This window comes from Bradyrhizobium sp. S3.7.6 (assembly GCF_054061875.1).
Map to the genome: position 1 here is coordinate 3,669,567 of NZ_JBSSEQ010000001.1, position 12,774 is coordinate 3,682,340.

Sequence of the window (12,774 nt, forward strand, 5' to 3'; positions counted from 1 at the left end):
GTTTACAGTGCGCGCACTCGGATTTAGCCTTGAGGTGAAGGTGGATGCCGCGACCCGTACTTGTCCGGAGCTCGTCCGCACTCTCACGTAAGCAAATCTTAAGCGGTGCTGCCTAGGGTTGGGAAAGAAATCCTTAAGCCTGTACAACGGGCGAGGAAACCTCCAGGGTGATCGATGTCGAGTTCTGCTGCTTCGGCCTACGCGCGTGTAGCCACGACCACTGCGTCTCCTCGCGATATCGAGGCGCAGACGCTCCTGAAGGCCGCCAACAAGCTGCAGGACGCCATCAACAGTGCCGATCCCTTCAACGAGCAGACGACGCAGGCGTTGATGTTCAACCGCAAGCTCTGGACCATCTTCCTGAGCGAGGCGATGCGCGACACCAATCCGCAGCCGCTCGACGTTCGGCAGAGGATCGCCAATATCAGCGTGTTCGTGCTGAGCCAGACTGCAGCGCTGCTGATGAGCCCGCAGCTCGATCACTTCCGCCCGCTGATCGAGATCAATCGCAATATCGCCGCCGGTCTTTCGGGACGGTCGTAAACGCGACCGGTTCGAACGACTACGGCCGTCGCGACCCCCGGCGTGAACGTCAGGCGCTGCGATCGGTGCTGAGTGGACGCGGGGGCTCGGACTTCATGTCCAGTGCGTGGAAATAGGCCCGCCGCCGCAGCATCGCTTCGTCCGGAAACTGATCGACAACCGCATCGGTCCTTTCGTTCACAACCTGGAACACGAAGGACGCGGCGGGCTGGTTGAAAACGACCTGGCGTGAAACGCTGTCGTTGGTGCTCTGCAAATCATTGCGCGCAGCCGCGCTCGTATCGCTCGCGGCGACCGTCTGGCTCACCGGCAAATCAGTTTGCACGGCCTCGTTCGCCGCCGCATTGGACGTCGTTATGATCTGCACGGGGGCCGGTATCCCCACCGGCCTGATGCTGAAATCTGTACTCATGGCAGCCTCCTGGTTGCCTCGTCTGAGTCAAATCCCAACCCCTCTCAATACGCAACCATGGAACACCAGGATTGAAGACCGGGTAAGCAAACGTGCCTAACCGCGCGACGATATCGCCGCGCGGTTTTTCGTAAAATTGCAGGGAGTTTTCGCGCGTGCTCAGAGCGAGCGGCTGACCGCGAGCGGGGTGATGTGGCGTGGGCCCGGAGCCGCGCGGCGTCCCGCCGCCGTGTAGGTGTTGGGCACGTTGCGCTTCTGGATCTCGGCGTTGACGCCGCGCACCACGCTCTCGGAGACCGCGTGTGCGGTCGCGAGCACGGTGAGATTGACCTGGAGCATCGCGCGGAACGCGTCGTGATGCCGATGCAGCGTCGAGAGCAGCTCGGGCGCGGATTTCGCGAGCTGGGCCTGGTTCGTCTTCAACTCGCTGACGGCGCTGACATAGTTGCGCGACAGCTCCTGCTTCTTGCTCTCGAGCGTCATCGCTTCGCGGACCTGGCCGGCGCGGACGAGCTCGGTCTCGCGCTCGACCAGTCCGAGCAGGGCGTTCATCGAATCCATCAGCTGCTCGGCGACCTTGCGCGCCTCGGCGTTGCCGGGTGCGGTGTTGGGGCGCTGCGCTTGCACCGGCTGACGTGAGGCGTTGAAGTGGTTCATCTCGGTTGACCTTATGCCGTGCGGATTGTTTTCGCCTGCTGCATGATGAGGGTGCGGTAGACTTCGGTGGCGACACCGACGCCGCCGGCCTTGGCGAAGTTCTTGGAATATTGCTCGGTCAGCATCGAACGCCACACGCCGGTGCCCGGGGTGTCGCCGAACGGACCTTCGCCCTTCAGGCCCGAGGTCATCTGCGAGAACATGCTGTTGAGGAACATCGCCTCGAAATCCGTGGCGGTCTTCTGCGCCTTGGACTGCTGCTGTGACGAGACCTTCTGCAACGCGGCGGCGAGCTCGAAGTCGGGCCGGCCGTTGCGGCTCTCCACCGAGAAGGCCGAGGAGGTGACGACGTGGGGGGGGGTGATCATGCTGGTCTGCATCACATCACCTCGATGTCGGCTTCGATGGCGCCGGCGGCCTTGATCGCCTGGAGGATGCTGATGAGGTCGCGCGGACCGATGCCGAGGCCGTTGAGGCCGTCGACGAGCTGCTGAAGCGAGACGCCGTCCTTGACGACGGCGAACTTCTTGCCGTCCTCGACGACGCTGACGCCGGTGCGCGGCGTGACCACGGTGCGCCCGCGTGACAGCGGGTTGGGCTGGCTGACCTGCGGGCTCTCGGAGATGGTGACGGTGAGGTTGCCTTGCGCCACCGCGACGGTTGCGACGCGAACGTCGCGGCCCATCACGATGATGCCGCTGCGTTCGTCGATGACGATCTTGGCGGCGAGATCAGGATCGACCTGGAGCTGCTCGATCTCGGTGAGGAAGGCGACGACGTTGCCCTTGAACTCCGGCGGGATCGAAAGCTGCACCGTCGAGGGATCGATCGGTTCGGCGGTCTTGACGCCGAGATAGTCGTTGATCGCAGCCGCGATCCGCTTGGCAGTGGTGAAGTCGGCGTTGCGCAGCGCGAGCCGCACGTTCGGCAGCCGATTGAGCGCGAACTCGATCTCGCGCTCGATGATGGCGCCGTTGGCGATGCGGCCGACGGTCGGAACGCCGCGCACGATTTTCGCGGCTTCGCCCTCGGCCTGGAAACCGGAGATCGCGAGCGAGCCCTGTCCGACCGCGTAGACATTGCCGTCGGCGCCGAGCAGGGGCGTGACCAGCAGGGTGCCGCCGCGCAGATCCTTGGCGTCGCCCAGCGCGGAGACGGTGACGTCCATGCGCGTGCCCTGGGTGGCGAAGGCCGGCAGATTGCCCGTGACCATCACGGCGGCGACGTTGCCGGTGCGGATGGTGGCGCCGCGGATGTTGACGCCCATGCGCTCGAGCATCGCTTGCAGCGACTGCTTGGTGAAGGGGATGTTGTTGAGCGTATCGCCGGTGCCGTTGAGGCCGACGACGAGGCCGTAGCCGATGAGCTGGTTCTGCCGCACGCCCTCGATATTGGCGAGGTCCTTGATGCGCGATGTCGCGCTTGCAGACGTGACCGAGAGCGCCAGCGCTGACAGCGCGGCGCAGGCCACCCCAACAATCCTCACCCAACGAACGCCTGGCATCCTCTGCTCCCCGAGGCTCCTCACATCTCGGACCATCCACGACACTCCCATGACGAGCTGGTCCGACGCTTTCCTTGCGAGTGCTGTGCCAACGCGGGGCAGCGGGGTTACGCGATTGAATAGGTTGAATAAACCTGTTTCCACCGATGTCAGGGAGCGTTCTCCCCGAGGAGCGAAACTGCCGCCTGTCGGCAGATTTTGCCGGGCCGTTTACGCGCCGTTAACCATAAGACGGCGAAGGTGAAGGCATCGATCACCCGGATTCCTGCGATGCGCATCTACGGACCGAACGGCACCACGCTTGGTACGCCGGCCAGCCAGGCCAGGCGGACGAGCTCCGGCACCTTCCTGCTGCCCGACACCTCGTCGGCGCAGGAGACGCGGGGCGCTGCCGCACCGAAGGCCGCCGCGAACATCGACGGGCTGCTCGCACTGCAAGGCATCGAGGAAGATCCGGTCGAGCGCCGCAAGCGCTCGGTCGTTCGCGGCAAGACCGCGCTCGATGTGCTTGACGATCTCAAGATGGGATTACTGTCCGGCAATCTCGACGCCTCGACCGTGATGCGGTTGCGCGATGCCGCGGCGAACCTGAAATCGTCCTCGGGCGATCCCCGCCTCGATTCCTTGCTCTCCGAAATCGAGCTGCGCGTCGAGGTCGAACTGGCAAAGGCCGGGCAGGCGTAGCGCCTATGCCGCTTCATCCTTCTGCTGCGCGTCGTAGCGGCGCTGGGCGGCGAGCACGTCTTTCAAATTCTGCTCGGCCCAATCGCGCAGGGGATCGACCGCGCCGGCGAGCGTCACGCCGAGCGGCGTGATCGAATACTCCACCGTCACCGGTACGGTCGCGATGGCGTGGCGTTTGATCAATCCGTCGCGCTCGAGCGACTTGAGAACCTGGCTCAACATCTTCTGCGAAATGCCTTCAATCGTCCGGCGCAACTGATTGAAGCGCATCGGCTCCTCGCGCAGCAGCAGCAGGATCAGCACCGCCCATTTGTCGCCGACGCGGTCGAGGATCTGGCGCGTGGGGCAGTTCGCAGCATAGACGTCTGGCTTCATCGTCGGCTCCTCACGATCCGTTTGGCCCCCTTGCCGGCTCGCGCGCCGGCGACGGGTCCCGGTTACTCTTGCGTAATCAGGTAAGCACAAAGTGCTCTCTTAACACCAGCATCCTTTGCGATATCTAGTAACTGTTAGTTACCAAACGAAGCAAAGGAGCCTTCCATGAAAATCGCAGTCGCCGGCGCCTCGGGCCGGGCCGGGTCGGAGATCACCAAGGAACTGTCGCGCCGCGGCCATGCGGTCATGGCGATCGCCCGGAACCCCGAGAAGATCGCGACCCTGCCGAACGTCACGTCCACCAAGGGCGACGTGCTCGACCAAACTGGCCTTGCCAGATTGTGGGCGGGGCATGACGTCGCCGTGAGTTCCGTGCACTTCCTGGCCAGCGACCCGCTCAAGCTGATCGGCGCGGCGAAGGCGTCCGGCGTTGGTCGCTACCTCGTTGTCGGCGGTGCCGGCAGCCTGGAAGTCGCTCCCGGCGTCAAACTAGTTACAACTCCCGGTTTTCCCGCCCAATACAAGGCCGAAGCGGAGGCGGGCGGGGCTTTCCTTGAGCTGCTGCGACAGGAAAAGGACCTGAACTGGACCTTCATCTCGCCGTCGGCCCTCTTCATCGAGGGCGAGCGAACCGGCAAGTTCCGGCTCGGGACCGATCAGCTTCTCGCAGATGCGAACGGGAAAAGCTGGATCAGCTTCGCCGACTACGCCATTGCGCTCGCCGACGAGATCGAGCGGCCGGCACATCCGAGGCAGCGTTTCACGGTCGGTTACTAGGCCTTCGGCCGCCCCCGGGTTCTCCAGGATAAACCTTCCTGTGCAAGGGCTTGGGGGCGCTAACCGAACGATCAGGGAAATATTGTCTGTCACAGGAGGCCGCTATATAAGCCCGGCTTAACGGACCCCGTTCCGTTGCGAGTCGTTGCTTAGACAGATAGGCCGCCCTTGGAAAAGTTGAAAAACTACCGACCGACCGAAAAAGAGCCTTTCATGAACGACCGGCAGAAGGAGTACTTCCGTTTGAAGCTCCTCGCCTGGAAGGATGAGATCCTCAAAGAGTCCAAGCTCACCCTGCAGGCTCTGCAGGAGGAGAACGTGAACCACCCCGATCTCGCCGATCGGGCATCGTCCGAAACTGACCGCGCCATCGAACTCCGCGCCCGCGACCGCCAGCGCAAGTTGATCGCCAAGATCGACGCCGCGCTCCAGCGTATCGAGGACAACACCTACGGCTATTGCGAGGACACCGGCGAGCCGATCTCTTTGAAGCGGCTCGAAGCCCGGCCCATCGCAACGCTCTCGGTGGAAGCGCAGGAGCGCCACGAGAAACGCGAGAAGGTCTACCGCGACGAATAGAGTCCGAGCCGCAGCGATGCGGCTCTTTGTTTTTGGGCTCACGGTGCAGCTTGAGCGCCGTGATCAGCATTTTGTCTGCCGCTTGCCGTGATGCGCATCAGCGCAGGCGCGATCACGAAAAGTGAATCGCGATCAATGGGCTGGAGTCACTTCCTCCGAGCTCACGTAAGTTCGGATGAGAAACAGCCTTCACTTCAGGTGCGGGAGGTTTTGCGAGTCGCATCAACGAGATCGACTCGAAGGCTGAGGCAACGATCCGGCAGCTTCACACATCGCTGCAATCAGGCTTGGCTGCAATCAGGCTTGCTGCGACGCCACAAGGCGCGCATCGCCATAAAGCCTGGACCAGCTCAATATTTGCTTAAACGCCGGCAACAGGCCGTAGGCCGCATCCGTCAGCTCGTACTCGACCCTCAAGGATTTCTCCGCGAAGACGGTTCGCGACACTAGGCCGTCCTGCTCGAGCTCGCGCAGCTGCGTGGTCAGCATGTGCTGGGTGATGCCGCCGATCGATCGCCGCAACGCGCCGAAACGAACCGCGCCGTTCATCAGCGCGAACAGGATCTCCAGCTTCCACTTGCCGCCAAGCGCATGGATGGCCCGCTTGAAATCGGCGAGCAGGGCAGGGTCGGGGCTGCAACCGCAGTCGCAAACGCTGGTCAGGTTTTCCATACCGGTCTCGAAATCCATTCTACTTGTTCCCCAGGAGATAGTGACCAGATGCGGCCTTGAGCAGGGTGGCGGAACCAATTCGCCCGGCCTGCGCAACGAGGGGAATTCGGCAATGAGCATTGTTCTGGTCACCGGCGGGTCCGGCTTCGTCGGCGTCCATGTCGTCCTGCAGCTTCTGGCCGCCGGCCATCAGGTGCGGACCACGGTGCGCCGCCCGGACCGGCAGGCCGACGTGCTCGCGATGTTGCGCGAGGGTGGAGCTGCGTCGCCGGAAAGCCTGTCCTTTTTCATCGCCGATCTCACCGCGGACGACGGCTGGTGCGAGGCCGCCGCCGGCTGCGATTACGTGCTCCATGTCGCCTCGCCATTGTCGACCAGTGTTCCCAAGGACGAGAACGACATGATCATTCCCGCCCGCGACGGCACGCTGCGGGTGCTGCGTGCCGCACGCGAGGCCGGCGTCAGGCGGGCCGTCGTCACCTCGTCGCTGGGCGCGATCGGCTATGGCCATCCGGCGCGCGACAGGCCGTTCGACGAGACCGACTGGACCAATCTCGACGGCGCCGACGTGCAGCCCTACATCAAATCCAAGACGCTGGCCGAGCGGGCCGCCTGGGATTTCGTCGCGCGCGAGGGCGGTGGGCTCGAATTGTCCGTCGTCAATCCCGCCGGCATTTTTGGCCCTGTGCTGGGGCCGGACTTCTCCGGCTCGATCGAGATCGTCAAATCGCTGCTCGTCGGCGCCATGCCGGCGGTGCCGCGGGTCTATTTCGGTGTGGTCGACGTGCGCGACGTGGCCGATTTGCACCTGCGCGCGATGACGGCGCCCGAAGCGAAAGGTGAGCGCTTCATCGCGGTCTCCGGTGAGACGATGTCGATCCTCGATATCGCCAGGGTGCTGCGGCGGGAACTCGGGCCTAGGGCGCGCCGGGTTCCGCGGCTCCAGGCCCCGGACTGGCTGGTGCGGCTGGCCGCCAACCGGATTCCGCTGCTGCACGCGGTCGTGCCGATGCTTGGAAGGGTCCGGCATTCAACCAGCGCCAAGGCGAGGTCGCTGCTCGGCTGGGAGGCCCGTTCCAACGACGAGGCGATCCTCGCGACGGCCGAAAGCCTGATCCGGCTCGGCCTCGTGAAGCGCTGAGAGGGCGCCCCGTGCGCCGTCCCTTGGCCCGCGCTTGTCATGCCGCGGCGGGGATGCTGAAGTGCCGACCTCAATTGCGTAGCGTGGGAGCCGGCGCCGATGGACAAGATTCTCAAAGCCGCAAAGGCGATTGCGCTCGCGCGCCGTAACCGCGCGCCGCTCGCGGCCCTGGACCATCCGCCCGCCGACGAAGCCGAGGGCTATCAGGTCCAGCGCGCGCTGCATGATCTGCTGCTGCCGCATGTCGGGCCCCTGGTCGGCTACAAGATCGGCTGCACCAGCCAGGTGATGCAGGACTATATCGGCATCCCGCATCCCTGCGGCGGCGGCGTGTTCCAGAAGGGCGTGCACGAGAGCGGGGCCAAGCTCGCGGCTGCCGACTATGTCCGTGTCGGCGTCGAGTGCGAGATCGCGGTGCGATTGCAGCGCGATCTCGCCGCCGGCGAGGCGCCGTTCACGGCCGAATGGGTCGGCGAGGCCGTCGAGGCCTATCATCCCGCGATCGAGATCGTCGACGACCGCTATGTGAAGTGGGAATCGATGGGTGCGCCGACGTTGATCGCCGACGATTTCTTCGCCGCCGGCTGCGTGCTGGGTGAGGCGGTGCCGCGCTCGTCGGTACCGGATCTGAAGGCGGTCAAGGGCCGCGCCATCGTCAATGGCGAAGAGGTCAGCCACGGCACCGGCGCCGACGTGCTCGGCCATCCCCACAACGCCCTCGCCTGGCTCGCCAACCACCTCGCCGCCGAAGGCAAGGGTCTGCACGCGGGGCAACTCGTGCTGACGGGGAGCCTGGTGAAGACACTGTGGCTGAAGGCCGGCGACAAGGTGCGGATGGAACTCGACGGGCTGGGGACGGTCGAGGCGGAGTTTACGTGAGGCTGCTACGGCAATCCCCGCCGTCAGTCGTCCCAGTCGGCTTTACAAAATACATGCGGCCCTCGCGAGGGGAGCTAGCGAGGGCCGCGTAGTACATCGTCGTTCGCGCCTAGGTTTGCGAACACGATGTGGGAGCTCGGGAGAGGCTTAGAAGGGCAACAGCACGTCCATGACCTGCTGACCGTAGCGCGGCTGCTGCACGTCCGTGATCTGGCCGCGGCCGCCATAGGCGATGCGGGCCTGTGCGATCTTGCTGGAATCGATGGTGTTGTCGCTCTGGATGTCTTCGGGACGGACGATGCCGGCGACGATGAGTTCGCGGATCTCGTAGTTGACGCGGATCTCCTGCTTGCCTTCGACGACGAGGTTGCCGTTCGGCAGCACCTGGGTCACGACCGCGGCGACGTTGGTCTGCAAGGCCTCCGTGCGATTGACCGAGCCCTTGCCGTCGGCGGAGGATGTCGAGTCGGTGGTGAGAAGGCGGCCGGGCAGGATCTTGAGCGGCTGCGTGACCGTCTGGCTGCCGATGAAGTCGGTAATCCCCGAATCCTCCTTGGCGGTGCGGCTGCGCTGGGTCTCGTTGGCGATGTTGGCCTTGTCGGTGATGTTCACGGTCACGGTCAGGAGGTCGCCGACATGGGTCGCGCGCTGGTCCTTGAAGAAGGCCCGGCTGCCGTTGCGCCACAACGAGTTCGGATTGTACGAGGCGACTTCCGGCTTCGGCATCGGCATCTGCACCGGTTTGTAGCCGGGTTGCGTCGTCGGATTGTCGATCGCCGACAATTTCGGTTGCTCGCCGATCTGCGACAGGCGGTCGATCGAGGAGCAGCCGCTCGCCAGCGCGCAAACTGCCAGCAGCAGACCAGAGATCGCGACGCGACGAAGACGGGAAGCCGAACTGAAACTGGACATGACTTACTCTGACTTGGCTGGAGCTTGCGGGACGCGAACTTGCGGAATCTGGGCCTGGGCGATCTGGGCCTGGGCGATCTGGGCTTGAGCGGCTTGGGCCGGAGACGCGGGGGCCTGGACCAGGCTCTGTGCGAGCGCAGCAGCAGCGGCCGCGGGGGTGGGCGCTTCGTCGCGCTTGAGCGAGGAGGTCTGCTCGACCGCAGGCGCCATCGGCGCGGACTGGCTCGCGCCCTGGATCGTCACCTGGCCGCGACCGGTGACGACGCCGCTTAGTGTGCGCTTGGTCTGGAGATTGAGCACGCTCACGGTGTCGCCGTCGGCGCCGCTCTCGAGCGCCTTGCCGCGCGTGGTGAGGTAGATCCCGGGAACCTGGTAGATGACGGTGACGCTCTGGTCGCGCGACACGAAGTCGGGCTTGATGATGTCGGCGACGCGGATCGGCATGCCCGCCCGCATCGGCCGGCGCAGCTGCATGCCAATGCTACGGTCGCGCGAGGCGGCCTCGCCGGTGACCTCGGCCTTGGGCCGGCGCTCCAGCGCGATGTCGGAGGACTTCAGGAGATCGGCGCGGTCGATGTCGCGCGTCAGCACGGCCACTTCCACCGTCTCGATCGCGGTGCCGGTGAAGCGCAGCTTGGTCGGCGCCGGATTGTTGTCGTTGTTGATCTCGAAGGCGACGTCGAAACGGCCGTTGCGGGCGTCATAGCGGGTTGCGACTGGCTGGAGCGCACCGGTGTTGGAGGCGTCGAGCCGCATGTCGGCGACGCCGCGGTCGAACGTGACGGCGATGTTGGCGGCTTCCCCAAGGCCGAAGCGGCGCTCGAGCGCCGAGGCCACCGCGGTTTCGAGGTCCTTGTTGGCGAGCGTGCGGGCGAGGCGGGTGACCTGGACTTCCTTGATGTCGCCGGTCATCACGCCGATCACCTGCTTGGCGCGCAGCACCGACAGCACATGCGCGACCGGCAGCGCGCCGGTGGTGCCGAGATCGGGCGAGCGGTAGACCGGGATCAGCGCGGCCGAGCCGGCATTGTCGATGAGATCGCCGACCCGCACCACGTCCGAGGTCACGGTGACGCTCGCGCGCAGCGTCGGCGCTGCGATGAAATCGTCGGCGGCCTGCGCCGGCAGCGCCAGCAGCAGGAGAGCGGAGATCGTGGCGAGGGTGGTGCGGATCATCGTCATCACCTCAGCGGAACAGCGCCGTGGTCGATTGCATCATCTGGTCGGCGGCGCTGATGACCTTGGCGTTCATCTCGTAGGCGCGCTGCGCGGCGATCAGGTCGCTCATCTCCGAGACGACGTCGACATTGGCCTGCTCCAGGCTGCCCTGCGTGACCTTGCCGTAGCCTTCGGAGTTCGCGGTGCCGTCCTGCGGCGGGCCGGAAGAGGGCGTCTCGACGAACTGATTGTTGCCGACGGGCTGGAGGCCCGCCTTGTTGATGAAGCGGGTCACGCCAATCTGGCCCTGAACGGCCGACGTCGACGAACCCGGCAGCGTCACCGAGACCTGGCCCTGCTCGTTGACGGCGAGGCCGGAGGCGTTGTTCGGAATGGTGATGGTCGGCTGCACCGGGTTGCCCTGTGCGGTGACGACGCGGCCCTGGTTGTCCATCTGGAAGGTGCCGTCGCGGGTGTACTGGAAGGTGCCGTCGGGCATCAGGATTTTGAAGAAGCCTTCGCCCGAGATCGCGAGGTCGAGGTCGTTGCCGGTCTGCGACAGCGTGCCCTGCGTCATGCTGCGCGGCGTGCCGACGGTCTTGACGCCGCCGCCGATGTCGACGCCGACAGGCACGATGGTGCCCTGGTCCGAGGCCTGCGCGCCGACGCGGCGGACGTGCTCGTAGATCAGGTCCTGGAACGCCGCCGTCTGCTTCTTGAAGCCGGTGGTGCGCAGGTTGGCGATGTTGTTGGAGATGACCTGGACGTTGAGTTCCTGGGCCGCCATTCCGGTCGCAGCGGTGTGGAGCGCTTGCATGTCAATGATCCCCTAATCAGGCCGGAACGTCGGCGAGCTTCTCGATCGCCGATTTGTGGAGGTCGCTCTGCTGCTGGAGCAGGTTGGCGATGGCGGTGTAGCTGCGCATGACTTCGACCATGCGGCTCATCTCGCCGACCGAGTTCACGTTGGACTTCTCGATGTAGCCCTGGCGCACGGTCGACTTGGTGATGGCCTGCGGGGTCGCTGAGCCGACGTCGTAGAGGTTGGCGCCGAGCTTGGTCAGCTTCGCCGCATCGTCGAACGCAGCCATGCGGATCTTGCCGCGGATCGAGTCGGTCTTGGCGGTGCCCTCGAGCACCGTGACGGTGCCGTCGGGTGCGACATTGATGTCGTGGTCGGTGGGCTGGAAGGTGATCGGGCCGCCGGTGCCGAGCACGAGGCTGCCGTCGGAGGTGACGAGCTGGCCGGTGCTGTTGAGCGAGAATTTGCCGTCGCGGGTGTAGCGTTCGCCGCCATTGGCCTGCACCGCGAAGAACGCGTTGCCGTCGATCGCCATGTCGAGCGGGTTGTTGGTCGGCTCCATCGGTCCCTGGCCGACGTCGCGGAAGGTACCGCGGTCCTGCACATAGGAGACCCGGCGGTCGGACGCGATGAAATTGTCCTCGCGCGCGTTCGAGTTGAGAAACTCCTCGAACAGCGAATGGTCGGCCTTGAAGCCGTTGGTGTTGGCATTGGCGACGTTGTTGGCGATGACATCCATCTGCCGTTCCAACGTCATCTGCCGTGACAAGCCGATCAGAAGCGCGTTCTGCATCGGAAATCTCCCCTGAGTGAGCCTGCCACCTCGCTCTCCCAAGCGCCTTGGCCGACCCGTGAACGAGACCGCCAGGTTCTCCCAAACCCTCCGGCCTCGGTCCTCTCTCAGCGAAAGCCGTGCCAACTCGAAAAATGGCGTAATTTCAATGTCTTGTCGATTTTTGAGGGGCGCGGGGAGGCGGCAGAAAGGTTCTGTTAGCCATGTTTGCCCGGCAGATTTTTCCTAGTGGAGGCCCAATCGAAAGATTCCGTTAACCATTATTACCGTAGCGTTTGCGTGTAAGAGGAGCGCACTGCGCTGGGGCATTTGTATCGCGTCACTGTCTGCCAGGAGGCTTCGCTCTTTCGACCCCTTATGAGATGAGCGAGCCTATCGACCATGGCAGACAATGAAGCGGAAGGCGGCGCAGCCGCCGAAGGCGCGGAAGCCGCTCCGCCGAAGAACAAGCTCAAGCTCATCATCATGGCCGTCGGTCTGCTCGCTGTCCTCGGCGGCGGTGCCGCGACCTGGTTCTTCTTCTTCCGTCATGGCGACGACGAGCATCACGCCGAGGCGGCGCCGCCGCCGAAGCCGCCGGCCTTCGTCGACGTGCCCGACATCATGGTCAACCTCGCCGGCGCGCCCGGCGAGCGCGTGCAATATCTCAAGCTCAAGGTCGTGCTGGAGCTGAAGGAAGAGAAGCAGATCGAGGCGATCAAGCCGACGATGCCGCGCATCACCGACATCTTCCAGACCTATGTGCGCGAGCTGCGCTCCTCCGACCTCAACGGGTCCGCCGGCGTCTTCCGCCTCAAGGAAGAGCTGACCAAGCGCGTCAACGCGGCGGTCGCCCCGGTCCAGGTCAGCGCAGTGCTGTTCAAGGAAGTCGTGATCCAGTGAGCAT

The 12,774-nt window shown here is 64.7% G+C and carries 17 protein-coding genes; 7 read left to right on the forward strand and 10 right to left on the reverse strand.

The window, feature by feature from the left end; genetic code table 11:
- Positions 1-174 precede the first annotated feature (174 nt).
- On the forward strand, positions 175-543 hold the full coding sequence (flaF, locus tag ACVJ5M_RS17225; protein ID WP_014493991.1) for a flagellar biosynthesis regulator FlaF: 369 nt from the start codon (positions 175-177) through the stop codon (positions 541-543).
- 49 nt (positions 544-592) lie between these two features.
- On the opposite strand, the gene ACVJ5M_RS17230 is transcribed toward flaF, so the two are convergent.
- The 4 genes from ACVJ5M_RS17230 to ACVJ5M_RS17245 form a co-directional block, all read right to left on the reverse strand.
- Positions 593-955 (reverse strand): hypothetical protein, encoded by a 363-nt coding sequence (locus tag ACVJ5M_RS17230; protein WP_028148520.1) that lies wholly within the window; start codon positions 953-955, stop codon positions 593-595.
- 159 nt (positions 956-1,114) lie between these two features.
- Positions 1,115-1,612, reverse strand: a complete 498-nt coding sequence (locus ACVJ5M_RS17235; RefSeq protein WP_085405895.1) for a hypothetical protein — start codon at positions 1,610-1,612, stop codon at positions 1,115-1,117.
- Positions 1,613-1,623: 11 nt separating this feature from the next.
- A complete protein-coding gene (gene flgJ, locus ACVJ5M_RS17240) occupies positions 1,624-1,992 on the reverse strand; it encodes a flagellar assembly peptidoglycan hydrolase FlgJ (RefSeq protein ID WP_354099778.1) in 369 nt (122 codons plus the stop codon).
- Entirely contained in the window at positions 1,992-3,116 is a 1,125-nt protein-coding gene (locus ACVJ5M_RS17245) for a flagellar basal body P-ring protein FlgI (protein ID WP_028148517.1), read from the reverse strand. The genes flgJ and ACVJ5M_RS17245 overlap by 1 nt, the downstream gene beginning before the upstream one ends.
- A 270-nt stretch (positions 3,117-3,386) precedes the next feature.
- Here ACVJ5M_RS17245 and ACVJ5M_RS17250 point away from each other — a divergent pair, with 270 nt between their 5' ends.
- A complete protein-coding gene (locus ACVJ5M_RS17250) occupies positions 3,387-3,800 on the forward strand; it encodes a flagellar assembly protein FliX (RefSeq protein ID WP_354099777.1) in 414 nt (137 codons plus the stop codon).
- Positions 3,801-3,803: 3 nt separating this feature from the next.
- On the opposite strand, the gene ACVJ5M_RS17255 is transcribed toward ACVJ5M_RS17250, so the two are convergent.
- The gene (locus ACVJ5M_RS17255; RefSeq protein WP_354097390.1) at positions 3,804-4,175 is read right to left on the reverse strand and encodes a winged helix-turn-helix transcriptional regulator; all 372 of its coding nucleotides are present in this window, start codon (positions 4,173-4,175) and stop codon (positions 3,804-3,806) included.
- A gap of 165 nt (positions 4,176-4,340) precedes the next feature.
- Here ACVJ5M_RS17255 and ACVJ5M_RS17260 point away from each other — a divergent pair, with 165 nt between their 5' ends.
- Positions 4,341-4,952: an NAD(P)-dependent oxidoreductase gene (locus tag ACVJ5M_RS17260; protein ID WP_354099776.1), complete on the forward strand. Its 612-nt coding sequence runs from the start codon at positions 4,341-4,343 to the stop codon at positions 4,950-4,952.
- Positions 4,953-5,165: 213 nt separating this feature from the next.
- The gene (gene dksA, locus ACVJ5M_RS17265) at positions 5,166-5,531 is read left to right on the forward strand and encodes an RNA polymerase-binding protein DksA (RefSeq protein ID WP_008554760.1); all 366 of its coding nucleotides are present in this window, start codon (positions 5,166-5,168) and stop codon (positions 5,529-5,531) included.
- A 297-nt stretch (positions 5,532-5,828) separates the two neighbouring features.
- On the opposite strand, the gene ACVJ5M_RS17270 is transcribed toward dksA, so the two are convergent.
- A complete protein-coding gene (locus tag ACVJ5M_RS17270) occupies positions 5,829-6,221 on the reverse strand; it encodes a winged helix-turn-helix transcriptional regulator (protein ID WP_354099775.1) in 393 nt (130 codons plus the stop codon).
- A gap of 94 nt (positions 6,222-6,315) precedes the next feature.
- On the opposite strand from ACVJ5M_RS17270, the gene ACVJ5M_RS17275 reads away from it, so the two are divergent.
- Positions 6,316-7,344 (forward strand): SDR family oxidoreductase, encoded by a 1,029-nt coding sequence (locus ACVJ5M_RS17275; protein ID WP_354099774.1) that lies wholly within the window; start codon positions 6,316-6,318, stop codon positions 7,342-7,344.
- A gap of 99 nt (positions 7,345-7,443) precedes the next feature.
- On the forward strand, positions 7,444-8,223 hold the full coding sequence (locus ACVJ5M_RS17280) for a 2-keto-4-pentenoate hydratase (protein WP_354099773.1): 780 nt from the start codon (positions 7,444-7,446) through the stop codon (positions 8,221-8,223).
- 147 nt (positions 8,224-8,370) lie between these two features.
- Here ACVJ5M_RS17280 and flgH read toward each other — a convergent pair whose 3' ends face one another.
- Genes flgH through flgF form a run of 4 tightly spaced genes read right to left on the reverse strand, consistent with a single transcriptional unit; the run spans position 8,371 to position 11,888 of the window.
- Positions 8,371-9,135, reverse strand: coding sequence for a flagellar basal body L-ring protein FlgH (flgH, locus tag ACVJ5M_RS17285; protein WP_354099772.1), 765 nt, complete (start codon positions 9,133-9,135; stop codon positions 8,371-8,373).
- A 3-nt stretch (positions 9,136-9,138) separates the two neighbouring features.
- Positions 9,139-10,311: a flagellar basal body P-ring formation chaperone FlgA gene (gene flgA / locus ACVJ5M_RS17290; RefSeq protein WP_354099771.1), complete on the reverse strand. Its 1,173-nt coding sequence runs from the start codon at positions 10,309-10,311 to the stop codon at positions 9,139-9,141.
- Between the two features lie 10 nt (positions 10,312-10,321).
- Positions 10,322-11,110, reverse strand: a complete 789-nt coding sequence (flgG, locus tag ACVJ5M_RS17295) for a flagellar basal-body rod protein FlgG (protein ID WP_014494004.1) — start codon at positions 11,108-11,110, stop codon at positions 10,322-10,324.
- Between the two features lie 16 nt (positions 11,111-11,126).
- Positions 11,127-11,888, reverse strand: coding sequence for a flagellar basal-body rod protein FlgF (gene flgF / locus ACVJ5M_RS17300; RefSeq protein WP_354099770.1), 762 nt, complete (start codon positions 11,886-11,888; stop codon positions 11,127-11,129).
- A gap of 381 nt (positions 11,889-12,269) precedes the next feature.
- On the opposite strand from flgF, the gene fliL reads away from it, so the two are divergent.
- On the forward strand, positions 12,270-12,770 hold the full coding sequence (fliL, locus tag ACVJ5M_RS17305; protein WP_166342609.1) for a flagellar basal body-associated protein FliL: 501 nt from the start codon (positions 12,270-12,272) through the stop codon (positions 12,768-12,770).
- Positions 12,771-12,774 lie beyond the last annotated feature (4 nt).

What these genes read in the sequence shown, in the direction of transcription:
- flaF (WP_014493991.1), top strand. Translation starts at nt 175, where the DNA reads ATGTCGAGTTCTGCTGCTTCGGCCTACGCGCGTGTAGCCACGACCACT.
- flgG (WP_014494004.1), bottom strand. Translation starts at nt 11,110, where the DNA reads ATGCAAGCGCTCCACACCGCTGCGACCGGAATGGCGGCCCAGGAACTC.
- ACVJ5M_RS17230 (WP_028148520.1), bottom strand. Translation starts at nt 955, where the DNA reads ATGAGTACAGATTTCAGCATCAGGCCGGTGGGGATACCGGCCCCCGTG.
- flgJ (WP_354099778.1), bottom strand. Translation starts at nt 1,992, where the DNA reads ATGCAGACCAGCATGATCACCCCCCCCCACGTCGTCACCTCCTCGGCC.
- ACVJ5M_RS17280 (WP_354099773.1), top strand. Translation starts at nt 7,444, where the DNA reads ATGGACAAGATTCTCAAAGCCGCAAAGGCGATTGCGCTCGCGCGCCGT.
- ACVJ5M_RS17250 (WP_354099777.1), top strand. Translation starts at nt 3,387, where the DNA reads ATGCGCATCTACGGACCGAACGGCACCACGCTTGGTACGCCGGCCAGC.
- dksA (WP_008554760.1), top strand. Translation starts at nt 5,166, where the DNA reads ATGAACGACCGGCAGAAGGAGTACTTCCGTTTGAAGCTCCTCGCCTGG.
- flgA (WP_354099771.1), bottom strand. Translation starts at nt 10,311, where the DNA reads ATGATCCGCACCACCCTCGCCACGATCTCCGCTCTCCTGCTGCTGGCG.
- ACVJ5M_RS17245 (WP_028148517.1), bottom strand. Translation starts at nt 3,116, where the DNA reads ATGCCAGGCGTTCGTTGGGTGAGGATTGTTGGGGTGGCCTGCGCCGCG.
- ACVJ5M_RS17275 (WP_354099774.1), top strand. Translation starts at nt 6,316, where the DNA reads ATGAGCATTGTTCTGGTCACCGGCGGGTCCGGCTTCGTCGGCGTCCAT.
- flgH (WP_354099772.1), bottom strand. Translation starts at nt 9,135, where the DNA reads ATGTCCAGTTTCAGTTCGGCTTCCCGTCTTCGTCGCGTCGCGATCTCT.
- ACVJ5M_RS17235 (WP_085405895.1), bottom strand. Translation starts at nt 1,612, where the DNA reads ATGAACCACTTCAACGCCTCACGTCAGCCGGTGCAAGCGCAGCGCCCC.
- ACVJ5M_RS17270 (WP_354099775.1), bottom strand. Translation starts at nt 6,221, where the DNA reads ATGGATTTCGAGACCGGTATGGAAAACCTGACCAGCGTTTGCGACTGC.
- ACVJ5M_RS17255 (WP_354097390.1), bottom strand. Translation starts at nt 4,175, where the DNA reads ATGAAGCCAGACGTCTATGCTGCGAACTGCCCCACGCGCCAGATCCTC.
- flgF (WP_354099770.1), bottom strand. Translation starts at nt 11,888, where the DNA reads ATGCAGAACGCGCTTCTGATCGGCTTGTCACGGCAGATGACGTTGGAA.
- ACVJ5M_RS17260 (WP_354099776.1), top strand. Translation starts at nt 4,341, where the DNA reads ATGAAAATCGCAGTCGCCGGCGCCTCGGGCCGGGCCGGGTCGGAGATC.
- fliL (WP_166342609.1), top strand. Translation starts at nt 12,270, where the DNA reads ATGGCAGACAATGAAGCGGAAGGCGGCGCAGCCGCCGAAGGCGCGGAA.